Origin of the sequence: Luteibacter jiangsuensis, from assembly GCF_030812295.1 — a bacterium.
GTDB lineage: Bacteria > Pseudomonadota > Gammaproteobacteria > Xanthomonadales > Rhodanobacteraceae > Luteibacter > Luteibacter jiangsuensis_A.
The window spans coordinates 346578-370887 of record NZ_JAUSSK010000004.1; the positions used below are offsets into that span (position 1 = coordinate 346578).

The 24310-nt window shown below is 65.6% G+C and carries 15 protein-coding genes; 9 read left to right on the top strand and 6 right to left on the bottom strand.

Going from position 1 to position 24310, the window contains the following annotated elements; translation table 11 throughout:
• Positions 1-47 precede the first annotated feature (47 nt).
• Positions 48-1781 (top strand): ubiquinone-dependent pyruvate dehydrogenase, encoded by a 1734-nt coding sequence (gene poxB, locus J2T07_RS15370; RefSeq protein WP_306850985.1) that lies wholly within the window; start codon positions 48-50, stop codon positions 1779-1781.
• Positions 1782-1948: 167 nt separating this feature from the next.
• The gene (locus J2T07_RS15375) at positions 1949-3766 is read left to right on the top strand and encodes an SLC13 family permease (protein WP_306851252.1); all 1818 of its coding nucleotides are present in this window, start codon (positions 1949-1951) and stop codon (positions 3764-3766) included.
• Here J2T07_RS15375 and J2T07_RS15380 read toward each other — a convergent pair.
• On the bottom strand, positions 3747-4124 hold the full coding sequence (locus J2T07_RS15380) for a Rieske (2Fe-2S) protein (RefSeq protein WP_306850986.1): 378 nt from the start codon (positions 4122-4124) through the stop codon (positions 3747-3749). The two genes, J2T07_RS15375 and J2T07_RS15380, sit on opposite strands and share 20 nt — an antisense overlap.
• Positions 4125-4204: 80 nt before the next feature.
• On the opposite strand from J2T07_RS15380, the gene J2T07_RS15385 reads away from it, so the two are divergent.
• From J2T07_RS15385 to yedA, 3 genes are all read left to right on the top strand, one after another.
• Positions 4205-4483: a hypothetical protein gene (locus tag J2T07_RS15385; RefSeq protein ID WP_306850987.1), complete on the top strand. Its 279-nt coding sequence runs from the start codon at positions 4205-4207 to the stop codon at positions 4481-4483.
• Between the two features lie 72 nt (positions 4484-4555).
• A complete protein-coding gene (locus tag J2T07_RS15390; protein WP_306850988.1) occupies positions 4556-5434 on the top strand; it encodes a methylated-DNA--[protein]-cysteine S-methyltransferase in 879 nt (292 codons plus the stop codon).
• Between the two features lie 95 nt (positions 5435-5529).
• A complete protein-coding gene (yedA, locus tag J2T07_RS15395) occupies positions 5530-6444 on the top strand; it encodes a drug/metabolite exporter YedA (protein ID WP_306850989.1) in 915 nt (304 codons plus the stop codon).
• A gap of 270 nt (positions 6445-6714) precedes the next feature.
• Here yedA and J2T07_RS15400 read toward each other — a convergent pair whose 3' ends face one another.
• From J2T07_RS15400 to J2T07_RS15415, 4 genes are read right to left on the bottom strand one after another with little or no spacing between them, the layout of a single operon-like run.
• Complete coding sequence (locus J2T07_RS15400) at positions 6715-8037, bottom strand: ABC transporter permease (RefSeq protein ID WP_306850990.1); 1323 nt, start codon at positions 8035-8037, stop codon at positions 6715-6717.
• An 11-nt stretch (positions 8038-8048) separates the two neighbouring features.
• Entirely contained in the window at positions 8049-9215 is a 1167-nt protein-coding gene (locus tag J2T07_RS15405; protein ID WP_306850991.1) for an ABC transporter permease, read from the bottom strand.
• A 16-nt stretch (positions 9216-9231) separates the two neighbouring features.
• Positions 9232-9918 carry an ABC transporter ATP-binding protein gene (locus J2T07_RS15410; RefSeq protein WP_306850992.1) on the bottom strand — a complete coding sequence of 229 codons (687 nt, stop codon included), beginning with the start codon at positions 9916-9918 and terminating at the stop codon, positions 9232-9234.
• A 19-nt stretch (positions 9919-9937) separates the two neighbouring features.
• The gene (locus J2T07_RS15415) at positions 9938-11188 is read right to left on the bottom strand and encodes an efflux RND transporter periplasmic adaptor subunit (RefSeq protein WP_306850993.1); all 1251 of its coding nucleotides are present in this window, start codon (positions 11186-11188) and stop codon (positions 9938-9940) included.
• 133 nt (positions 11189-11321) lie between these two features.
• Between J2T07_RS15415 and J2T07_RS15420 the strand changes: the two genes are divergently transcribed.
• The 4 genes from J2T07_RS15420 (at position 11322) to J2T07_RS15435 (ending at position 20978) form a co-directional block, all read left to right on the top strand.
• Positions 11322-12008 (top strand): fumarylacetoacetate hydrolase family protein, encoded by a 687-nt coding sequence (locus tag J2T07_RS15420; protein WP_306850994.1) that lies wholly within the window; start codon positions 11322-11324, stop codon positions 12006-12008.
• Between the two features lie 41 nt (positions 12009-12049).
• Positions 12050-12457, top strand: a complete 408-nt coding sequence (mscL, locus tag J2T07_RS15425) for a large-conductance mechanosensitive channel protein MscL (RefSeq protein WP_306850995.1) — start codon at positions 12050-12052, stop codon at positions 12455-12457.
• Between the two features lie 1092 nt (positions 12458-13549).
• The gene (locus tag J2T07_RS15430) at positions 13550-16744 is read left to right on the top strand and encodes a TonB-dependent receptor (RefSeq protein WP_306850996.1); all 3195 of its coding nucleotides are present in this window, start codon (positions 13550-13552) and stop codon (positions 16742-16744) included.
• A gap of 61 nt (positions 16745-16805) precedes the next feature.
• Positions 16806-20978 carry a GH92 family glycosyl hydrolase gene (locus J2T07_RS15435; protein ID WP_306850997.1) on the top strand — a complete coding sequence of 1391 codons (4173 nt, stop codon included), beginning with the start codon at positions 16806-16808 and terminating at the stop codon, positions 20976-20978.
• A 272-nt stretch (positions 20979-21250) separates the two neighbouring features.
• Here the strand turns inward: J2T07_RS15435 and J2T07_RS15440 are convergent, their stop codons facing one another.
• Positions 21251-24250, bottom strand: a complete 3000-nt coding sequence (locus tag J2T07_RS15440; RefSeq protein ID WP_306851254.1) for a TonB-dependent receptor — start codon at positions 24248-24250, stop codon at positions 21251-21253.
• Between the last annotated feature and the right edge of the window lie 60 nt (positions 24251-24310).

Genomic DNA, 24310 nt, shown 5'->3' on the forward strand with positions numbered 1-24310 from the left:
CCGTCGTCGCGGCATAACATGGAACTTCGTGCCCACGGAGTTTCCCCATGTCCATCTCCAACCTTGCCGACCTGATCGCCGAGACCCTCGAAGAAGCCGGTATCCGTCGTATCTACGGCGTGGTGGGCGACAGCCTCAATGCCATCACCGATTCGCTGCGCGAGCGGCACCGCATCGACTGGGTGCATGTACGCAACGAAGAGGCTGGCGCATTCGCCGCCGGCGGCGAATCGCAGCTCACGGGACAACTCGCCGTTTGCGCAGGAAGTTGCGGCCCCGGCAACCTGCACCTGATCAACGGCCTGTTCGACTGCCATCGATCGCGCACGCCGGTGCTGGCCATCGCCGCGCACATCCCCAGCGCGGAAATCGGCAGCGGGTACTTCCAGGAAACGCATCCGACGGAACTCTTCCGCGAATGCAGCGTGTATTGCGAAATGGTGTCCGATCCGGCGCAGATGCCCTTCGTGCTCGATGCGGCGATCCGTGCGGCGGTCGGGCAGCGCGGCGTGGCCGTGGTGGTGATTCCCGGCGACGTGGCCATGCGCGCGTCGCCGGTGAAGAAGGTGACGCCAGCGGCGGGCTTGCTTCCGCCCGCGCCGAAGGTCATCCCGGCCGAGCGCGAACTCGATGCATTGGCTGCCCTGCTCAACGCCGGCAAGCGCGTCACCCTGCTTTGCGGGCGCGGCACGGCCGGTGCGCACGGCGAACTCATCGCGCTCGCCGATGCGCTGAAATCACCCATCGTGCATGCGCTCGGCGGCAAGGAATTCGTCGAGTACGACAATCCCTTCGACGTCGGCATGACCGGCCTGATCGGCTTCAGCTCGGGCTATCACGCGATGGAGGATTGCGACACGCTGCTGATGCTCGGCACCGATTTCCCGTATCGCCAGTTCTACCCGGAGGACGCGAAGATCGCGCAGGTGGACATTCGTCCCGGCAACATCGGCCGGCGTTGCCGCGTGGACCTGGGCGTGGTCGGCGATGTCGGCGAGACTCTTCGCGCACTGCTTCCGCGCATCGAGCCCAAGCGCGTGCGCGGCCATCTCGATCGCTGCCTCGCCCACTACGCCCGCGCCCGCGAGGGCCTGGACGAACTGGCGAGGATCGAGCCCGGCCATGACCTGATCCATCCACAGCAGGTGTCCCGCCTGGTCAGTGAATTGGCCGAGGACGATGCCGTGTTCACCTGCGACGTGGGCACGCCCACCGTATGGGCCGCACGCTACCTGCGCATGAACGGCAAGCGCCGCCTGCTCGGCTCCTTCGTGCACGGCTCCATGGCCAACGCCATGCCCCAGGCCATCGGCGCACAGGCCGCCTATCCGGGTCGCCAGGTGATCTCGCTGTCCGGCGACGGCGGCTTCTCGATGCTGATGGGCGACTTCATCACCCTGGCCCAGGAAAAGCTGCCGGTGAAGGTCATCGTGCTCAATAACGGCACGCTCGGCTTCGTCGAACTGGAGATGAAGGCGGCGGGCCTGCTCGAAACCGGCGTGGAATTGCGCAACCCGGACTTCGCCGCCATGGCCAACGCGATGGGTATCCATGGCCGCCGCGTGACCCGCGCCAGCGACCTGCCCTCGGCCATCGCCGAAGTGCTCTCGCACGAGGGCCCCGCGCTGCTGGACGTGGTGAGCAACCGCCTGGAGCTGTCCATGCCGCCGAAGATCACCGCGGAGCAGGCGAAGGGCTTCAGCCTGTACGCGCTGAAGGCGGTGATGAGTGGCCGTGGCGATACGATCGTCGACCTGGCGCTGAGCAACCTCAGCCGATGAGCGGATAGGAGCCAACGAGGATCGGGAGCCGTCAGCTTCAGCCGGGAGCCACGCCCAGCGCGTATACTCCTGCGGCAATATCCACAGCCTGGCAAGACCATGCCACCGCACGCCTCAACCGACCGGATCCGGACAGCCGGCTAGTGGCACTGACCCTCACTCCCGAAATGATCCTCGTGCTGGGCCTGGTGGGCTTCACCATGCTCATGCTCGTTCTGGAGTGGATCCGGGCCGACATGGTGGCCCTGCTGGTGGTGGTCACGATCGGCCTGACCGGGCTGATCCCCGGCGACCAGGTGTTCAACGGCTTCGCCGGCAACGCGGTCATCGCCATCATCGCCATCATGATCATGGGCGCGGGCCTGGACCGCGCCGGCGTGCTCAACCTCACCGCCGCCTTCGTCATGCGCATGGCCCGTGGCGTGGAATCGCGCCTGGGCGTGGTGATCAACAGCGTCACCAGCCTGTTCAGCGCGGTCATTCCCAGCCAGGCGCTGGCCGCGCTGATGATCCCGGTCACCAGCCGCCTGTCCGCGCGCACGGGCGTGCCGATGTCGCGCCTGTTGCTGCCGATGGCGTTCTGCATCCTCACCGCCACCAACACCACGCTGATCGCCAACTCGCCGCTGATCGTCCTCAACGACCTGATCGCCAGCGCGAACAGCAACCTGCCGCCGGGCGCGCACACCATCCCGAAGTTCGGTCTTTTCAGCGTCACGCCCGTGGGCCTGGTGCTGGCGGTGACCGGCGTGCTGTTCTTCTACTTCTTCACCCGCAAGCTGCTCCCGGAGCGTGAGGACGAACGCCTCAAGGTCACCCCCGGCCGTACCGAGAGCTACTTCGCCGACACCTACGGCATCGCCGGCGAGACCGCCGAGCTGACCGTCACCGCCGAGAGCCCGCTGGTGGGCATGAGCATCGGCGAGGTGGAGCAACTGCATGGCGCCCCGCTGATCCTCGCGATCAAGAACGGCAACGAGAGCCGCGTGGCGCCACCCTCGGACCAGATGATCTGGGTGGGCACCGTGCTCGGCGTGCTGGCCCCGCGCGATGCCATCAACGCCTTCGCCAACAACCAGCTCTGTCGCGTGTCCATGCGCATGCGTCAGCTGGGCGACCAGTTCAACACCACCCGCGCCGGTATTTCCGAAGCCGTGGTACCGCCGAGTTCGCGCTTCATCAAGCAGACGGTGGGCGACCTGCGACTGCGCAAGCGCTTCGGTATCTCGGTGCTGGCGGTGAACCGCGGCGACGAGGTCTACCGCGAGGACGTGCGTTCCGTGACGCTGCGCGCGGGCGACACCCTCGTGCTGCACAGCAAGTGGCGCGACCTGATGCTGGCCGAGGAAGACCGCGACATCGTCGTGGTCACCGACATCCCCAAGGAAGAGCAGCGCCCCGGCAAGATCTGGCAGGCGGTGGGCTTCTTCGTGCTGGCCAAGTGCCTGGCCCTGTTCACCCATCTCGACCTCTCCGTGGCGATGATGACCGGCGCGGTGGGCATGCTGCTCACCGGCGTGCTCAACATGGACGAGGCCTACAAGGCGATCAACTGGAAGACCATCTTCGTCACCGCCTGCCTCATTCCGCTGGGCTGGTCGATGGATTCCACGGGCACCGCCTCCTGGATCGCCCAGGAAGTGCTGGCCATCCTCGGCCACGCGCCGCAATGGACGCTGCAGCTCTCCATCGCCGTGCTGACCCTGATGTTCTCGCAGGTGATGTCGAACGTGGGCGCCACGGTGATGATGGTTCCCATCGCGATCAGCGTGGCGGTCAGCACGGGCGGCAATCCGTCGGCATACGCGCTGATCGTGGCGGTATCGTCGTCGAACACGTTCCTGCTGCCGTCCGGCCATCCCGCCTTGATGATGGTCGCCGGACCCGGCGGCTACCGCTCGAAGGATTTCCTCCGCGTGGGCCTGCCGCTGACGATCCTGATCCTCGCGCTGACGCTGGTGACCATCAATCTGATGTACCGGTAGGGGTTCTCGGTTCTTCAGAGTCGAGGCGTACGGCGCCGTCGAACACCCCTACCGGCACGGCCCGCAGGCGGTCTCCCCGGCATGGCCCCGCCGTGCAATCCCCGCTTTCGGCCGTGAAGGTCGCCCCATGAGCGGCGCAGATGATCTGCCCGCTGCGGACAAGGAATTTCCCGGGGGCGTAGTCCAGTCGCCGGCCCGCGTGCGGGCATACGTTGAAGTAGGCATGAGCCTCGTCGCCGTGCCGGTAGACCAGCAGGGACTCCACCTCGCCATCGACCAGGGTCTCGATTTCGATGGCATTGCCATCGGGAATGTCCGCCAGCAGGCAGAGAGGAGCGGTGTCGGCGGTAGTAGTCATGGCACTTGTCTATGAGGATCGATTGCCCCAAGGTAAAGAGGCTCGCACGCATGTCATTGTGCCATACGGATTTTTAACCAATGCGCTTCGTCTTCCCACCCATCCGCCGTTCGCGTAATCCCCTCGTCCGCGCCCTGTCGCTGGTGCTGGGCCTCGCCGTGGTGGGGGTGCTGCTCGTCTTCGGCGTGGTCGTGCTCGGCGTCCTGATGGCCGGCGGGCTGGTTTTCCTCGCCGTGCGCCAGTGGAAGCTCGCCCACGGCCGCGCGGCCGGCACGGCGCGGCCCGCCTCGCCGAAAGACCCGGACGTGCTGGAAGGCGAGTTCGTGGTGATCCGGCAGAACACGCCCATCCACCACTGATCGGGTCCGCAAGAAGCGGATGGTGACGGGGCGCCGCCCCGCTTACGCTGGCCTCCCATGAAGGAGGCCACCATGAACTCTCAGGCTTACGCCATGCGTCCCGCCGCCGACGATGCACTCGAACGCGTCCGCGCCGCCCTGGAGCAGGCCGACGGCGCCACCGATCTCGCCAGCCTCGCCACCATCGCGGGGCTGAGCCCGACCCATCTGCAGCGCGCCTTCCGGCGCCGCTACGGCGTCAGCCCCGCCGAATACGCCCGCGCCCGCCGGTTCCATCAGCTGCGCGAGGTCCTGCGCGACGGTGCGGCGGTCACCGATGCCGTTTACGAAGCAGGCTTCGGCTCCGGTAGCCGGGTCTACGAGGAAAGCGACCGCCGCCTTGGCATGACTCCCGCCAGCTACCGGGCCGGGGGCGCCGGCGCCTCGATTCGCTATACCACCACGCACACGCCACTGGGCCGACTGCTGGTCGCCACCACCGCGAAGGGCATCTGCTCGGTGACGCTGGGCCAGGACGATCGTGAACTCGAGACGCGTCTGGCGGAGGAATTTCCCCTTGCCGAGCGGGAACGGGTCGACGAGGGCCGCGAGGAATGGCTCGACGCGGTCATCGCCCGCGTGGCCCACGACCTCGGCTGGAGCGATCGCGATGCCCCCGCCCTGCCACCGCTGGATGTCGCCGCCACCGCTTTCCAGTGGCGCGTATGGGATGCGCTCACGCGCATTCCCCGTGGCGAGACGCTGAGCTACGGCGAACTGGCCGCGGCGCTGGGCGTACCTAAGGCGGCGCGTGCCATCGGTCGCGCCTGTGGCAGCAACAAGCTGGCCCTGCTCGTCCCTTGTCACCGCATCATCCGCGAGGACGGCAGCCTCGGCGGGTGGCGATGGGGCATGGACATCAAGCAACAACTGCTGGCCACCGAGCGTGCCATGAAAGCCACTCAAGGCTGACCGTCGAACCTTTCGCTACCGTCCGTCCGGCGGCGGCGATATCTTGCGAGATTGCGCCGCACGACGCGGTGCGCTCCCGCCCTGGATCCCCCCGCATGTCAGACGCCGCCTGTAGCACCAGCCAAGCTCCCGCCTCCGCCCTCAGCGATCCACGCTGGATGGTGCCGCTGTCGCTGTTCGCGCTCTACGTGATCTGGGGCTCGACCTACCTCGCCATCCGCTATGCGCTGGTGAGCTACCCGCCGTTCCTGCTGGCCGCCATTCGCTTCGCCGTGGCCGGGGTGTTGCTCTTCGCCGTGCTCCGCCTGCGTGGGGCCGCGCTGCCCACCACGCGCCAGTGGAAGAACGCGGCCATCGTCGGCACCCTGCTGCTCGCCGGCGGCAACGGCCTGGTCTGCTTCGCCGAACAGACGGTCAGCTCCGGCATCGCCGCCGTGGCGGTGGCGAGCATGCCGCTGTTCGCCGCGCTGTTCGGCGGCATCTATCGCGAGTGGCCCACACGCGGCGAAACCGCCGGCCTGCTGCTCGGCTTCGTCGGCGTGATCGTGCTGAACCTGGGCGCGGGTCTTTCCGGCTCGCCGCTCGGCGCCATCGCACTGATCTGCGCGGCGATGGCCTGGGCGTTCGGTTCCGTGTGGTCGAAGCGGCAGGACATGCCGAAGGGACCGATGAACACCGCCGCGCAGATGCTGTGCGCCAGCGTCTCGCTGACGATCATCGCGCTGCTGCACGGCGAACGCTTTCCGGCGCACCCGGAAACCGGCGCCACGGCCGCCCTCGCCTACCTCGCGGTGTTCGGTTCGATCATCGCCTTCAGTGCCTATCTTTACGTGCTCAAGACCGTCCGCCCCGCTCTCGCAACGAGCTATGCGTACGTGAATCCGCCGGTGGCCGTGTTGTTCGGCGTGGCGATGGCCGGCGAGCACGTGGGTCCGTTCGACCTCGGCGGCATGGCGATCATCCTGGTCGGCGTGGGCATCATCACGATGATGCGCGTGCGCAAGGCCTGAGCGCGGGCGCTTGCATGGGAATGTGACGCAGGTCGCAAGACGGCCCGGCAGCGGGTGTTTTTCAGAATCCTTCGATGTCCATGCGAGATACGACTCCCTAGGCTGCCCTCCTCGTTCGTGGGAGAGATACGATGGCTGGGGCCGGATCGGCGCGCTTCGCCTGCTCGCGCAGGCTTCGATGGTGGATGGCGCGCATGACGACGGTGTTCGGCATCGGCATCGCCGCGCTGGCGGCGTGCCAACCCTTCCGGGAAGGCACGCCCGGCGAGGCTACAACTCCCTCAACGCCGTCGTCACCGGCACCCGTGCCGCACGCAGGGCTGGGAACAGTCCACCGATGAACCCGATGGCCAGGGCCCACTTGATGCCCGTCCACAGGAGTTCGCCACTGACGTGGAAACGAAAGACCACCTGGCTGAAGTTCGCCCCCAGTGTGGACGCGGTGTAGCCGTTGAAGACGATCCACACGATGCCCGCACCGACGATGCCACCAAGCAGCGCCAGCAGCATCGTCTCCAGCATCACCGATACCACCACGGGCACGCCTCGGAAGCCGATGGCCCGAAGCGTGGCGATCTCGCGGGCGCGCGCCTGGATGGCGGCGAACATCGTGTTGAGCGCGCCGAATACCGCGCCGATCGCCATGATGACGCCCACCGTGATGCCGACCGCGCGCAGCACCTTGGTCAGCCCTTCGGACTGCTTGCCGAAGTACTCGCGAGTCGTCGAGACATCCACCTTCAAGCGAGGGTCCGCCACCAGCGCGGCCTTGAATGCATCGAACGCCTTGGGCGAGTCGAGCAGCACGGTCACCGATTGCACGCTGCTGCCCCGGCGATAGGCCGAGGCGACACTCTGCGTGTCACCCCATAGTTCCGACTCCAGGGCGTCCTTCGATTCGAAGGCGCCGACGATGGTCCATGTCTGCCCGGCAAGCCGAATGGACTTGCCGACATCGAGGCCTTCGAACTGCGCCTTGGCGCCCTTGCCGACGATCAACTCGCGCAGCCCCGGCTGGAACTTACGGCCCTCGACGATCTTCACCTGGTCGCGCAGGTTCCAGACGTCCTCGCTCACGCCACGGATGGGTACGTTCGAGTCGCTGGCGGGATCGCCCTTGCGTGGCAGGTTCGCCACGACCACCAGTTCGCCGGAAGCGATCGGCCTGCCCTTCGCATCCTTCTTCACACCCGGCGCCTGGATCACCACGTTCGCGCTGTCGCGATCGAGGATCGAATTGAGTTCCGCCTGCGAACCGCCGCGAAGGACGATCGCGGTGTGCTCGTTGCCCGTGGAGCGCAACGTTTCGGCGAAGCCTTCGCTCATGGCCAGCATCGCCACCAGCACGCCGACCACGCCGGCGATGCCCACGACGACGACCGACGACGAACCCAGCCGCTGGGTGACCGTCGCCAGGCCCACCTTGGTCACCTCCCAGGTCTGCCGGCCGCGGCGGGTCAGCGCCATCCACAGTGCGAGTACCACCGCCAGCGCCACGATGCCCGGCCACGGCAGGGCGATCCATACGGCGAGAAAGACCGCGATCACCAGCAACGTGAGGACGCCGGCACCGAATTTCTTTGCGGATTTCATCGTGTGTTCCCTCAGCGCCCGGCGAGCGCATCGACAATGTTGAGGCGCATGGCGCGGATGGCGGGCAACAAGCCGACGAGCGCACCGATGACCAGCATCAGGACGATGCCGAGTATCCAGGTCTGCATGCCGATCGGCGGCAGGTTGAGCATGCCCCCGCTGCCCTTCGCCACGATCGGCACGAGCACGCCGGCCAGCGCGAGCCCCAGTACACCGCCGAGCACGAGCAGCAACACGCCCTCCGCCAGCACCATGCAAAGCACACTGCGGCTGGAGAAGCCGATCGTCTTCAACACCGCGAGTTCGTTGGTCCGTTCGCGGACCGCCTGCGCCATGGTGTTGCCGGTGAGCAGGATCAGGGTGAAGAACACCGCGCCCATGATCGCCGAGACGATCAGGCCGATATCGCCCAGCTGCTTGGCGAACGAGGCATTGAACGCCTGCTCCGTCTGCGTCTTGGTTTCATGGTCCGAGTTGGCCGACAAGGCATCGATGGCCTTGGCCACGCGATCCGCCTGGTCGGCCGAGGTCAGCTTCACCACGTACCAGCCCACGGTGGTGCCGACGCTCTGGAACGCGTTCGCATCCTCGAAATACTTGTGGTGGAAGAAGAACTGCTGGTCGGTGCCGTTCGCCGCGCCCTTGGCCGGCGTGTAGATGCCGACGATGTCGAACGGCCAGGTCTTGTCGCCATTGCGCTGCGGGAAGATCGTGGATTGCAGCGGAACCTTGTCGCCCACCTTCCAGCCGAAGCGCTTCGCCAACGCCTCGCCCACGATCGCACCGGTTCGTGTCGCCTCGTACGCCTTGCGCTGCTCCGGCGGAAGCACGATCTCGTGGTAGATATCGAGGTAGTTGTCGCTCACCGCGAAACTGAGCACGAAGTTCTTCGGGTCCTGGTAGATGCCGCCGAACCAGTTGGCATGACCCACCGACTTCACGCCGGGGACGGCCTGCATGCGCGTGGCGAGGCTGGCCGGAAGCGACTGGATGATGGAATAGCGCGAGGTGGTGATGAGGCGGTCGACGCCGATCACGCTGCCGCCCGAGGAAAACGCCGCACGCGTCGCATCGAGCATGCCGAACAGAAGGAACGCGGCGAGGATCGAGATCAGCGTGAAGAAAGTCCGGGCCTTGCGCCGGAACAGCGCGGCCCAGATGAGGTGCAGGTATTTCATGCCGGCATCCTCCGCGTCAGGCCACGGTCTGTTCGACGAGGGTGCCCTTGTCGAGATGCAGGGTATGGTTGGCGTATTCGGCGGCCTTGGGATCGTGGGTCACCATCACGATGGTCTTGCCGTGCTCACGGTTGAGTTCGCGCAGCAATCCCAGGATTTCCTCGGCGGATTGGCGATCGAGATCGCCCGTCGGTTCGTCGCAGACCAGCAGGGTGGGGTCCGAGACGATGGCGCGCGCGATCGCTACGCGCTGCTGCTGTCCGCCGGAAAGCTCGGAAGGCTTGTGCGTCGCCCGGTCGGCGAGGCCGACCAGCTGCAACGCGATCGCGGCATTCTGCTTGCGCTGCGCGCCAGACAGCTTCGTCAGCAGCAGTGGCAGCTCGACGTTGCGTTGCGCACTCAGCATCGGCATGAGGTTGTAGAACTGGAAGACGAAACCGACGTGGGCGGCCCGCCATTTCGCCAGCGCGCCGGAGCCCAACTGGTCGATGCGGTCGCCAGCCACGGCGATGCTGCCGCCCGTGGGCGTGTCCAGGCCGCCGATCAGGTTCAGCAGGGTGGTCTTGCCGGAACCGGACGGGCCCATCAGGGCGAGGAAGTCGCCTTCCTCGATGCGCAGGTTCACGCCATGCAGCACTTCGACCTTCTGCCGGCCGCGCTCGTAGACCTTGGAAAGATCCTGGATGTCGATCAGGGTGGCCATCGCTATGTCTCCGTGCGTATCAAGGTGTCTGGGTGGCGACGCGAACGGCGGCGCCGTCGGCGAGCGCATCGGGAGGAGAAACGATCACGGTGTCGCCGGCGGCCACGCCATCGGCCACCAGGCGAAGGTCGCCGGCGCCCTGCTTCGCTGCCGTCACCTGGCGACGGACGGCCTTGCCATCGGCGACCGTGTAGACGACCTCGTGGCCGTCACGGCTGACGATCGCCGCCGTGGGCACGAGCACGCCTATGGGCGCACTCGACTGCGCGGGGGCACGGCGTTCGAGGAACGACACGCGGACACCCATGTCGGGCACGATGCGTGCGTCCTTGTTTTCCAGCGCCACGCGAACCTTCACCGTGGCCTTGCCGCGATCGGCGGCGGGCACGATGGCGATCACATGCGCCGGAATGCGCCAGTCCGGATAGGCGTCCAGCACGGCCTCGGCGGGCATGTCCGGCTGCACGCGGCCGATATAGGCCTCGTTGACGTCGACATCGATCTCCAGCGAATCCATGTCGACGATCGTGCCCACGCCCGTGCGGGTGAAGCCGCCTCCCGCCGACAGCGGCGAGACGATCTCGCCCACCTGGGCCGCCTTGTCGGTGATCACGCCATCGAAGGGCGCTCGGATCACCGTGTAGTCGAGGTTCACCTGGCCCACGGCCACCTGCGCCTCGGCCGCATCGGCCTGTCGGCGTACCGTATTGAGCTGGGCGCGGAGGGTATGGGCCTGGGTGCGGCTCTGCTCGGCCAACTGCCTGGACACCAGTCCGCGACCGACAAGCGCTTCCTGCCGGTCTGCATCGCGCAACGACTGGTCGAGCTGGGCCTGGGTCTGGGCCACGTTGGCGTGCGCCGCCGCCGCGTTGGCGCGGGCCGACTCCAGGCTGGCGCGCAGGGCGTTGTCTTCGAGCCGGGCCAGCACCTGGCCCTTCTTCACCCGGTCGCCTTCCTCGATCAGTACCTCGACAAGGGTGCCGGTGATCTGTGCCGACACGGTCGCCTGCCGCCGGGCGGTGACGTAGCCGGTAGCCTGCAATACCGCCCCCGCCTCCGTTCCGGCGCTGGACGAGACGGCCGTGGCGGTGCGCACCTCCACGGGCCGGTGGGCGAGGAACACCCAGGCACCTCCGGCCGCGGCGAGCACGAGGACCAGCACGGCCACCACGACCAGCGCGCTGCGCATCCCCGCGCTGCCGCCGCCATGCGGCTCCTTCTGCGATCTGTCGATCTTCAGCTGCCGGAGCAGCTCCTTGTTCGAATTCATCGTCCCCAGGGTCCCCGTGAGATTCGAGCGCATGCCCGCCGCCCCAGCAAGATCATGCGAGTCGCGCGGAACGTGCACCACTTTCGGCCATCAGTCATCTGTCGTGACAGGTGTCACCTGATACGCTTGGCGGATGAATACCGTCATTCCACCGCCGGCCCAGCCGAGCATCCCCGTCGCCGGCCGCGCCGAGCGCTTCCCGGTCCGTCGTGTCTTCTGCATCGGCCGCAACTACGCCGACCACGCGCGTGAAATGGGCGCCTCGGTCGACAAGGCGAACCCGATGTTCTTCACCAAGCCCGCGGACGCCCTCGTCACCGACGGCGCCGATGTGCCCTACCCGTCCGCCACGAACGATCTCCACCATGAAGTGGAATTGGTGGTGGCCCTGGGTGCGGGTGGATCGGATCTCTCCGTCGACGAGGCACGTGCACTGGTCTGGGGTTATGGCGTGGGGCTGGACCTCACCCGCCGCGACCTGCAGGCGCAAGCCAAGGCCAAGGGCGCACCGTGGGACGTGGCGAAGGGCTTCGACCATTCCGCACCCGTTTCCGCCCTGGTTCCCGCCAGCGAAGCCAAGCCCTTGCCCGACACGCGCATCGCCCTGGAGATCAACGGCGAAACACGCCAGCAGGCCACGCTCGCCGACATGGTGCTCGACGTGCCGGAAATACTCAGCGCCCTGTCCAGGCTGTTCGAATTGAAAGCCGGTGATATCGTCTATACGGGCACGCCGGCGGGCGTCGCCGCCCTCCAGCGCGGCGACCGCTTCCGCGCCACGCTGGAAGGCATCGCCACGCTCGAAGGGCGCGTGGTCTGACGTCGCGAATGTTTATTGCCATGCCATGAGGAGAAGGACCGATGAGTTTCGTTGCGGAGTTCAAGAAATTCGCATTGCGCGGTAACGTGGTCGACCTCGCCGTCGGTGTCGTGATCGGCGCCGCGTTCGGAAAGATCGTCACGTCGCTGGTCGACAACATCATCATGCCGCCCATCGGCTGGGCCATCGGCGGCATCGACTTCTCCGACTGGAAATGGGTGCTGAAACCCGCCGATGCAGCGACGAAGACGGCCGAAGTCGCCGTGCAGTACGGCGTCTTCATCAACGTCCTGATCCAGTTCATCATCATCGCCTTCGCGATCTTCCTCGTGGTCAAGGCGATCAACCGCCTCAGCCGCCGCGAAGAGGAAGCCCCGGCGGCACCCCCGGCCGACGTGGCCCTGCTCACCGAGATCCGCGACCTGCTGAAGTCGCAACAGCGGCCATAAGGGGTGGCTCGAGGTGGGGGAGCCGTCGGGCGTCGCCCTGGTCGCTAAGTCCTCGTCCGGCCTACGCCTCCCTGCGGAATCGCTCCCAGGGCGACGCCCGACGATTCCCCTCCGGCTCGTGACGGGGATTGTTGTGAAAAGCGTGGTGCCATGTTGCCTCGACGCTTTTCGCCTACGCGATACGCCCTCGGCGTTACGCGGTGTGACAGGTTTTCGCAAGCATCCATCGCCGACAGGGTCGGCTCCCACCTAAAAAAACCGTGCGGCCGAGCACCCTCGCGCTGCTCGTCGATCAACCCACCGCGTCGTTTGGGGGGGAGTCGTCGGGTGCCGTTCTCAGAGCGATTCCGCAGGGAGGCGAAGGCCGGACGAGGACTTAGCGAAGAGGACGGCACCCGGCGGCTCCCCCCACGCCTCGACGCAAAAGCCACCACGATGGCGAAGCCGAGCCCGACGTCACGCCCTCTGAGCCTCAAACACAGCGAACATCATGGGGTTAGCCCGGTGAAAGGTATGCCCTGCATCGATCTTCCGGTGCTCGGTCACGCCGCGACTTTTTGCGGTGCAGCGTGACACGTCCGACTTCAGCGTCTTAATTTGCGCCCCAGGGGAAATTAGATCGATCCAAGTTCAGCGTGCGTCGAGCCGTGCCACGGCTACGAAGGACGCGGACCTGGGACGGGGTGGGGAAGCACCGTGACGTGCGCGTGCGCGCCGTCCGCGTGTTGCTGCCTCCCGCGAGACTATCGAACGAATGGGGAGTCGTGACGTGAAACCGATAACCGCTCGCATTTTCATCATGTCCGAACCGCGCGCCGCACAGCTGGCTGCATCCCCACGACGGGCCGCGAGCATCACCAGGCCCCGCTCCGCACACACCCTTCGCGACAGGCTTCTGCCGTAGCGACTTCCTGAGTTCGCCCATCCACGGCCGACGCGCCGACGTTCGTGGCACGCCAAAAATTTAGATCGATCCAATCGACAAGAGGAGGACCACGCGTGCATCGATAAACCGCACACGTAGCAGTGATCCAACGGGGGAGTACCGCGCCGAATCCATACGGGCGCATCACTGAGGGGACATAGAAAAAAATGACTTACCTGCCATATATGCTCAAGCGCAAGCCGCTCTACGCCGCGCTCGCCTCGGCGACCTTGTCGCTTGCCGGTTACCTGGGGATCCCCTCGGAAGCCTTCGCGCAGACATCCACGCCAGCCACCGCGACGGCGTCTTCGCCGGCGCAGACGTCCGATAGCGCGACAGCGGCGCAGGACGACAAGCAAAAGAAAGCCGACAAGGAAAAGAGCGGGAAATCGCCCAATCCGACGAATCTCGAAACGGTCGTCGTCACGAGCTACCGCCAGTCGATCGACCAGAACGTGCTGGACAAGCGCGAAGCCAACTCCATCGTCGAAGTCATCAACGCGCAGAACATCGCGCAGTTCCCCGCGAAGAACATCGCCGACGCGCTGGCGCACGTTCCGGGCGTGGTCATCAGCCGTGAATCGGGCGAAGGCAAGACGGTGAGCATCCGCGGCCTCGCGCCGGAACTGACCTATACGCAGTTGAACGGCAACTACGTCGCCTCGGCCGATACCTCGGCAAGCCTGACGCGTTCGTTCAACTACACGCTGTTCCCGGCGAACATGTTCTCGGACATCAAGCTCTACAAGAGCCTCGAGGCACGCCTGGACGAAGGCGGCATCGGTGGCAACGTCGACCTGCGCACCCGCCGCCCGCTCGAAATGGGAGCGAACGAAGGCTTCGTCACCGGCACCGCCGCGAGCTCGGATACCAGTGCGAAGACGGAACCGCAGGGCGCCGCGCTGTGGTCGTGGAAGAACAAGGACGAGACGTTCGGTGTGCTCGTCGCCGGTGCCTACCAGAAGCGCCAGGCGACCACGTATTCGGCGGATGCCTCGAGCTGGCACTGGTGGTCGGACGCCTGCAAGGACCACGAGACCTGTACGCAGCCGCCGGTGGATGTCCATGGCAACCCGTACAGCTCCGGGGTCAACAACAACATCGACCTGTGGGGCAACGGCGTCGTCGACCAGGCCGGCAACATCTCCAATGGTTTCTGGATGCCGCAGCAGTTCGCCACGAGCCGCAACGACCTGACCCTGAAGACCAAGGGCGCGCAGGCGACGATGCAGTTCAAGCCGAGCGATCACTTCCTGCTGACGGGCAACTATTTCCGGTTCGAACGCGAGCAGACCCAGATCACCAACACCCTCGAGATTCCCGAGTGGGGCCTGCCGAACAATACGAACTACGCCGACCAGAACGGCCGGCTTCTGGCGCCCAACGGCCTGACCTTCGACAAGTCGGGCACCATCGTCACCGGTGCGAACTACGTGCTCCCGCCGGCCGGCGTCGGCTGCAACTCCACGGTGAACCCGGTCACGGGCGCCACCCGCCAGGCAGTGGACGTGTGTAACACGGAAATTCCGTGGCTCAACGGCAACTATTCCGTCGAGAAGGCGACCTCGCAGACCCTCAACCTGGAAGGCGAGTGGGATAACGGCGGCGACCTGAGCGGTTCGTTCAACGTCGGCCGGACCTGGGCGAAGGGCGGTCCCTCGATCGAACTGGGCATGGCCGCCAAGCCGCGCAACTTCGTGAACGGCCAATGGGTGAACGGCAGCACCGGCGCCGCGTGGAACCTCAGCGGCAAGCCGGGCATCACGGCCGACCCGTCCGTGCTGCAGAACATGCAGTCCGGCGCCGGCCAGGTCGATCTCGGTTCGACGGGCTCCAACATGGTGAACACCCGCACCTCGCAGAACTTCGCGCAGGCGGACTTCACCTGGGCGTTCGATTCCTCGTGGTTGCAGTCGCTGCAGTTCGGCGCGAAGTACAGCGATGCGAATGCCGAGCAGCAGAGCAACGAAGTGCGCTGGTACTGCAAGGGCACCACCTTGCAGTTCCAGACCTGCGATCCGAACGCGGGCCAGCTGCCGTCGAACTTCCTGCTGCCGAACTACCTCAATGGCGTGAACCATGCCTACGGCGACAGCATCTTCCCGGCCATCAACTACCCGGCGTACTACAACTACCTGAACGACACCTACGACCGGACGATCTACAACAAGCCGCAGAACAAGTCGTCGATCGGCGAGAAGATCGCGTCGGCCTATGTGCAGGCCAACTTCGACACGGGCACCCTGCGCGGCAACGTCGGCGTGCGCTTCGTCACCACGAAGCAGGACCTCACCGTCGCCAACCAGGTCACCACCAACAACGCGGTGTACTACCACGACGCGGGCGGCAACATCCTGATCTGCCCCGCTTCGGGAGTGAACGCGGGCGGTGGCCCGTGCGCACCGGGTGACTTCCAGTACCTGCCGCGCGAGGTGGCGGTGGTCGAGAACTTCAACAACTCGACGACCAACAAGCGTTACAACAAGCTCCTGCCGAGCTTCAACATCGCGTGGACGATCGCGGACGACTTCGTCCTTCGTGCCGCCGGCTCCCAGGCGATGGCCCGCGCCAACTACACGGACCTGGCCCAGCTGGGCCAGCTGACCAACAACACGCAGGAGTACTACAACGACCGCAAGCAGTTCGGTGCCCCGCTGCCGGGTTGGTACGGCTCCGGCGCCAACGCCGACCTGAAGCCCTTCACCGCCACCCAGTTCGACCTCGCCGGCGAGTGGTACTACGCGCCGCACGGCGTCGTCGGTATCGATTTGTTCCAGAAGAAGGTGAAGAACTTCGTCGTGCCTGTCACCGTCAACAACATCGACGTGAACGTGGGCGGCACCCAGACGAATTTCAAGCAGTACAGCACCAATGCCAACGGCCGCTCCGGTACATCGAAGGGCATCGAGATCTACGCGCAGCACACCTGGGACTCGGGTTTCGGCTACATCGCCAACTACACGCTCAACCACACCAACGAAACCGCGGTGTCGCTGGGCGATACGCAGGTCGGCAAGGCCGAACTGATCGGTAGCGCGAAGTACGCGGCGAACGTCTCGCTGTTCTATGAAAAGAACGGCCTGCTGCTGCGTGCCAGCGACAACTGGACGGGCCGCACGATGGAGGGTCTGGCCGCCGGCCTGCCGATCTACGCGCAGCCGTATCACCAGATCGACCTGAATGGCGACTACGAGTTCAACAAGCACTTCATGGTCACCGCCTCGATCATCAACTTCAACAAGGCGAGGCCGCACACCTACCTGGGTGGCGACACCCGCTCGCGCCTGGTGCAGCTGCTGTACCCGGGCCGCCAGTACTACGTGGGCGTGACTTACAAGTTCGGTGGTGACAGCAACAAGTAAAAAGCGACGGGGCCGGGCACATCGCCCGGCCCCGTCTTCTTTCCAAGCGAAGGAATCACACATGAACGCATCCACGGCACGTTTTCCCCACCGTGCCCTCGCCGTCGCGCTGTCGATGCTCGTCGCGACCACGGCGACCGCCCTGCTGGCGAAAGACAACAAGCCCGCGACGTCTTCCGCGGCACCGGTGGACATCGCCAACCCCCTGGTGGGAACGGCCTCGCTCGACAACCAGGTGCTGCTCGGCAACGCGCCACCGCCCGGCGAACCCACCTACACAGGCATGACGACGCCCGGCGCCAGCCTTCCGCAGAGCGCCACCGAGGCGGCGCCGGTCAACATCAACGCCGACCTGGGCTTCGCCACGGGCGTGCCGGTGGCGTACGACTACCGGCGTCCCGTCATGTTCGGTTTCACCGGCGGCGGCTCGACCTATGGGGCGCGCGGCGCGCCAATGGTCATGCCCGTCGTGGGCGACTGGACGGTGCCGCCTGACTATGCGACCTCGTATTACGACAAGGCGACCGAGAAGGCGTCGCCGGGTTACTACGCGGTCGACCTCGCGACGTTCCGCACCAGGGTGGAGCTGACGGCGACGCAGTGGACCAGCCTGATGCGTTTCACCTTCCCGGAGAGCCACCGGTCCAACGTCGTGGTCAACCTGCGCCGCGAGGGTGGCGACGTGGAAGTGGTGGGTGACCGGATTCTCCGCGGCGTCGCCGCCGCCGGGCGCAGGGACAGGGACGCCGACGGCCCCTTCTTCGTCGCCGAGTTCTCGCGGCCGTTCACCCGCTTCGGCACCTTCCACGCCGATGTGACCAACACGGGTGAAGGCCTCGGACGCGAAGACGTGCAGGCAGGGCGCCGCACGGTCTCGGGCGACTACGCGGGCGCCTATGTCACCTTCGACACGAAGACCGGCGACCAGGTCGTGGTGCGCATCGCTCACGGTCACAGCGCGGAAGAGGCCAACCAGAGGCTTCGGGCGCAGGACAGCGACACGGACTTCGATCGCGTGCATGCGAAAGCCAGGGCGAAGTGGGCGGATCTGTTCGATCGCGTCGAGGTGACCGGCGGTACGCCCAAGCAGCGCATGCTGTTCTATTCGACGCTGTATCACTCCTTTGCCAGCCCACGCATGATCGCCCGCAAGGGCGAGCACTTCACGGACGCCGAGGGCCATGACCAGGTGGCCGACTACGACCATTACGGCCCCGTGCCGTTCTGGGACACCGGCCGCAACCAGATCACGCTCCTGATGCTGCTCCAGCCGAAGGTCATACAGGACATCATGCGCTCCGAGCTGGACCGCGCCCGCGAGCGCGGCTACATGAACACCTCGTTCCATGGCGACCATGCCGTGTTCCTCTACGACGGCGCGTGGCAGCGCGGTATCGACTTCGACTATGCCGCCGCGTACGAATACCTGCACAAGAACGCGACCGATCCCAAGGGGCCGCGTGGCTACCTGGCCGAGTACGTGAAGCAGGGCTGGATCTCCGACATCGTTCCGCCCGGCAACCCCAGCCCGCCCTACGCGGGCGGCAAGGCTGGCGTCGCCACCACGCTGGAATACGCCTGGGACGACCACGCGCTCGCCGACGTCGCGCGCCGGCTCGGCAAGAACGACGACGCCGCGATGTTCCTTCGCCGCGCCGCGAACTACCGCAATGTATTCGATCCATCGGTCGGCTTCTTCCGCGGCCGCACCGACGACGGCAAATGGATCTCGCCGTTCGACCCGGCCGAGCCGTACTACAACTTCATGATGAAGGAAGGCTCGGGCTGGTCCACGCTATGGCTGGTACCGCACGACGTGCAGGGCCTGGTGAACCTGCTGGGTGGATGCGACGCGTTCAACGCCAAGCTCGATACGTTCTTCAACACGCCGTACCAGCCGAAAGGCATCTGCCGCGATTGCACCGGCGTGATCGGGCAATACGTGCAGGGTAACCAGCCGGACCAGCAGGCCGCGTACCTCTACGCCTGGAGCGGACAGCCCTGGAAGACGCAGGCACTCACGCGCCGCATCCTCGCCGACCTGTACGGCAGCGATGCCACGGGATACGGTTACCCCGGCATGGATGACCAGGGCTCGACATCGTCGTGGTATGTGCTCAGTGCGATGGGCTTCTACCCGGTCGATCCATCCCGCCCCGAGTACATCATCGGCAGCCCGATCTTCGATCGCGTTCGCCTGCGCATGGGCAACGGCAAGGTGTTCGAGATCGTCGCGCGTAACAACTCCGCACGGAACATGTACATCCAGTCCGCCACGCTCGACGGCAAGCCATGGAACAAACCCTGGTTCAGCCATGCGGATATCCAGAACGGCGCAACGCTGGTACTCACGATGGGGCCGGAGCCGAGCAAGACCTGGGGCACCGACCCGCGCGACGCGCCACCGTCCATGTCGACAAGCGGGCCGGCTGGCGCGGCGACGGCACCCGCGCCGGAACAGGCGGCCACGTGGAGCGGCAAGAAAGCGCCCCTGGCGACGCCATGGACAGTCGAAGTCTCGCCCGACAACGCATTGCCCGAGTATCCGCGCCCGCAACTGGCGCGCCCGTCGCTGGACCATCCCCGGTGGATGAACCTCAACGGACTGTGGCAGTACACGGCGGCCGACGAGCGGACCGCCCCGCCCTTCGGCCAGACCTTGAAGGATCGGGTGCTGGTTCCGTACCCGGTCGAGTCGGTGTTGTCGGGTGTGCAACAGCATGCGGACTTCATGTTCTATCGTCGGCTGGTCGATGTCCCCTCCGCCTTCACCGCGAACGGCCAGCACGTACGGCTGAACTTCGGCGCCGTGGCCCAGGACGCGACGGTGTATGTCAACGGATCGGAAGTGGCCCGCCATAAAGGCGGTTACACGTCTTTCGGTGCGGACATCACGCAGGCGCTTCGTCCCGGAGGTCCGCAGGAAATCGTCGTAGCCGTGCATGCACCTGTGGACGCCGCCAACGTGATGGTGGGCAAGCAGCGGCTGAAGCCCGAAGGGATCTTCTATACCGCGGCCTCGGGCATCTGGCAGTCGGTGTGGTTGGAGCCGGTACCGACCGCCAGCCTCGCGCAACTGGATTTCACTCCCACACACGGCCTGGATGCCTTCACGGTCAACTCGAAACTGCATGGCGGTGACAAGGGGGCGACGCTGCATGTCACGGCCTTTGCGGATGGCGAGCCCGTGGGCGAAGCGAGTGGGCCGGCAGGCAAGCCGCTGCGCCTGGCCATCGCACATCCGCGCACGTGGAGTCCCCAAGACCCATTCCTGTACACATTCAAGGCCACGCTTGCGCAAGGCGACCAACGCGACGAAGTGACCAGCTATGCCGGCCTGCGCAGTATCACCATCGAGAAAGTGGGCGGACGCAACCGCATCGTGTTGAACGGCAAGCCGACCTTCCTGCTCGCCACGCTGGACCAGGGTTACTGGCCCGACGGCATCTACACCGCCCCCACCGACGAGGCACTCAAGTTCGACATACAGAAGACCCGCGACCTCGGCTTCAACACCATCCGCAAGCACATCAAGGTGGAGCCGGCACGCTGGTATTACTGGGCCGACCGCCTCGGCCTGATGGTGTGGCAGGACATGCCGTCGCTGCCGAACGGCCACAACGACACACTCAGCGAGGCGGACAAGGCCGGTTTCCGCACGGAGGTCTCGGCCATCGTCGAGCAACTCGCAGGCACGACCTCGATCATCGGCTGGATTCCGTTCAACGAAGGCTGGGGCCAGTGGAGCATTCCGGCGGCCGCCGAACTGGCGAAGCAGGTCAAGCAACTCGATCCTTCACGCCTGGTGAACGCGCGCAGCGGCCTCAACTGTTGCGACACCAAGGGCGATCCGCAGGCCGGTGACGTCTACGACGTGCACGACTACCAGGGACCCGGCCTGCCCCACCCCGACGCCACCCGCGCATCCATGGACGGTGAACACGGCGGCCTCACCCTCGGCGTTCCCGGCCACACATGGCCCAACACGCCCATCAACCCCTATGGCGAGGTCAAGGACAACGCCGCGTTGAACGAAGGCTACGTCGCCAACACCGCGGTACTACGCGACAAGGGCCCCGTCATCGGCGTGTCCGGTAGCGTCTACACGCAGATCACCGACGTCGAAGGCGAACACAACGGCCTCTTCACCTACGACCGCAAGGTCGAAAAGGTCGACGAAGCCAAGGTGCGCGCCATCAACGAGGCGACGATCCGCGCCGGTGCAAAACCCTGACCGGCCGGAGGTACCCGTGACTGGTGGGAGCCGACCTTGTCGGCGATCCCGCGGCAGCGGGCCAGGTCGAGGCAAGCACCCATCGCCGACAAGATCGGCTCCCACAGGAGCTTCCCACCACAACTCCCTGCCAGCACCTCCTCTCCCGCGCTCACAAAAAAGAGGCCGCCGATTGGGAGATCGGCGGCCTATCCGGGGAGATCGTTGCGCCCTGGGAGGAGAGCCGGGGAGGCTCGGGCGCTTATTGTTGGTATGCGAAGGTCGGGCGAGGATCAGAAGTCGTAGTTGATGCCGAAGCGCACGTAACGCGGTGTGCTCCAGTACGTGACCCGGTCGTAGTTGGTGTTGACGGCGGTCGAGCTGCCGTAGCGCACGTAGGTCGCCGTGGCCACCGACTCGTTCAGTGCGTTATAGACCATCACATTGAAGCCAAGTTTCTGGCCGGCCCACATCGGGCGGTATTCCGCCGAAAGCGAGACGATGTGTTGCCAGGGCTGGCGGCCCGCATCGCCCGGCGCGGAGGCCACGCCGCCACAGTAGTGGTAGTAGCTGCCGTAGCCGACCGGATTGCTCTCGTCCGCGCCGTAGTAGCCCAGGCACGTCTTCGGCGTACCCGACAGCAAGGCGATGTTCGCCGAAAGCATCCACTCGGGCGCTGCCTGCCATGAGCCATAGATCTTCAGCTGATGCTTGCGATCGTTCGACAGCAAGCCATTGGAGTTCTCCATGAGCTTGCCGAAATCCCAGTCGACGGTGGCCGAGACGTCGGTCTGGCCGATGTCCGAACGCACCTGCCCTTCCGTATTGCCATAGCTCTTCGAGTAGACGTAGTCGATCTTCGCCTGCCAGGTACCATCGAAGGGATGCTCGAGGAAGGTCTCCAGGCCGTAGTAGTTCCGCTTGGCCGAAGGCATGCCGAATTCGTCGGCCGACACGGTCACGTTGTAGTAACCACCCGAGCTGTTGGGAATGCGATACGTGTTGCTGCGGCCGGGATTGGAGAGGTAGCAACCGTTCAGCGCCGTCGCATCGACATCGTAACCGAGCGATTGTGCCTTCGCGGCGATCGTGTTGGTGTCGCAGATATCGTCGAGGATGTTGCGCAGCTTGCGTACCTGCGCCTTCATGCCCCAGACGTAGTCCTTGTTGATCTGCTGGGTGAAGCCGAGTAGGTACTCGTCCTGGTACTCGGACTGGATACCGCTGGCGGCCACCGTCTTCGCATCCGGCGCCTGTCCGTATTCGTTGTTGGCCGACACCGCTCCACCGGTCGAGGAAGCGAGTTGGGTAAGACCCGTCGGGTTGCCGTTCGCGTCGATGCCGGTGTAGGTGTAGTACTCGTTCGTATAGAGCGATCCCGCGGCGGCACGCAGTGCCACGGAGGCCGGCATGGCGAGGTAGTAGCGGCCCGCGTTGCCGTACACCTTCAGGGTGGAGTCGCCGTTCACGTCCCAGCTGAAGCCGAGGCGCGGCGCCCATTGCGGCTTGGTCATGCGCAGGAAGGCATCGCCATCCGGGTTGTAGTTCGTGAACTGGTCGTTGCGCAGGCCGATCTTCACCAGCCAGCGATCGTCCACCTGCCAACTGTCCTCGATGTACTGTGCACGCTGCTTCACGCGCACCGACGCCGACGTGCTGTAGAGGTACTTGGACACGTAGTAGCCGTTCTCGCCACCCGCCCCCGTATTGGGCGCGGCAACGTACGGGCTGTCGCTGATCGCCGTGGCGGCGTCGCCGTACCCATAGATCCAGGCGCTGCCGGTTTCACCGTCGTCCATGTCATGCGAGTTCTGGTTGTCGATACCCGCCGTGATGGTGTGATCGCCCAGCTTCCACGACAGGTCAAGGCGCAGGTTGTCGCTCGTCGCGTGGTGGCTTGGATCGGCAGCCGTCAGAACGGTCTGCGAATTGACGATCGGGCTGCCGCCGGTGATCGCCGGGTTCTCGAACTCCGACCCGCTGATGTACGTCAGCGTCGGGTCGTATCCAGGCGTTTCGCTGTAATAGGTCATCTTCTGCTTGCCGTAGAGCGCGGTAAGCGTGATGTCGTCGGTGATGTAGCTGGTGAACTTGGCCACGTAGACCGATGCGCTGTTCTTGGTCGACGTGTCGAAACTGTTGAGGTCGCTGGTGCTGTTGGTGGCGTAGTCGTAGTTGTAGAGGTTGCCCTTGTACGAGGTCTTCGTCGACGCCCCTGTCAGTTCGAGGATGTTGTTGTCGTTGATGTTCCAGTCGATCTTCGAGTACCACTTCGGGTTGTGGTACTCGTACTTGGTGTCATACGACGATGTCACCGCGCCGACGCTGTCACCCGACTGCTTCTGCCCCTCGACGGCGGCGAAGAAGAACAGCTTATCCTTGATCAGCGGGCCACCCACATAGGCGCTCTCGGTCGTTTGCCACGACTTGTTGTCCGAATAGCGGCGATACAGGTTGCCGGCATTGGCGCCCGAAACATAGTAAGAACCCGGGCTCACGCCGCTGGCGAACGCAGGGGTCCACTGCACCTGCGCACCGAAGTGCCATTCGTTGGTGCCGCGCTTTCCGCTCTGGCTGATGACGCCGCCATCGGAACGGCCGTACGCCGCGCCATAGCCACCGCTGAGGATTTCCTGCTGGTCGATCGCCCCGTACGGCAGGCTGATGCCACCGAAGCCGCTGAGCGGATCCGTCGTGTTGAAACCGTTGAGGTAGTACGCGTTCTCGGTCACCGACGAACCGCTGAAGGAGACCAGCGAACCGCCCGTGGTGGTGCCGGTGAAGCCGCTGTAACCCGGAACGACGCCGGGGGCCAGCAGGGCGATCGCCTCGGCGCTGCGTGCCAGCGGGAGCTTGGCCAGCTGCTGCGACGTGATCACGGTACGCGCGTCGACGCTGCTCACGTCGATGGCCGGCATGGCGTTCGCCGAGACCGTCACCGAGCTCAGGCTGGTGGCGTCCGCACCGGACGCCGCGGCGAAGGACACCTCGGTGCCGGAACCGACACGCAGGGTGATGTCGTTGCGCGTATCCACGACCTTGCCGCCCTGCACGAGCGAAACGGTATAGGTGCCCAGCGGCAGCGAGCCGACCGTGTAGCGGCCATCGGCGCCGACGGCGACTTCGCGCGTCACGCCGGACGTGCTCTTCACCTGGACCGATTCGCCCTCGGCGACCGGTGCCTGGCCGAAGATGCTGCCGGTCGTGGACTGCGCATACGCGCCGGCGCCTGTCATCGCCAGGCCCAGCGCGAGGCTGATCCGGCTCAGGCGCATCAATTGCAGTTTGTTCATCAGCACAGCGAGAAGCTCCCCGAAAGATGGATGTGCGGCGTCCCCGGACCGGCGCCTTGG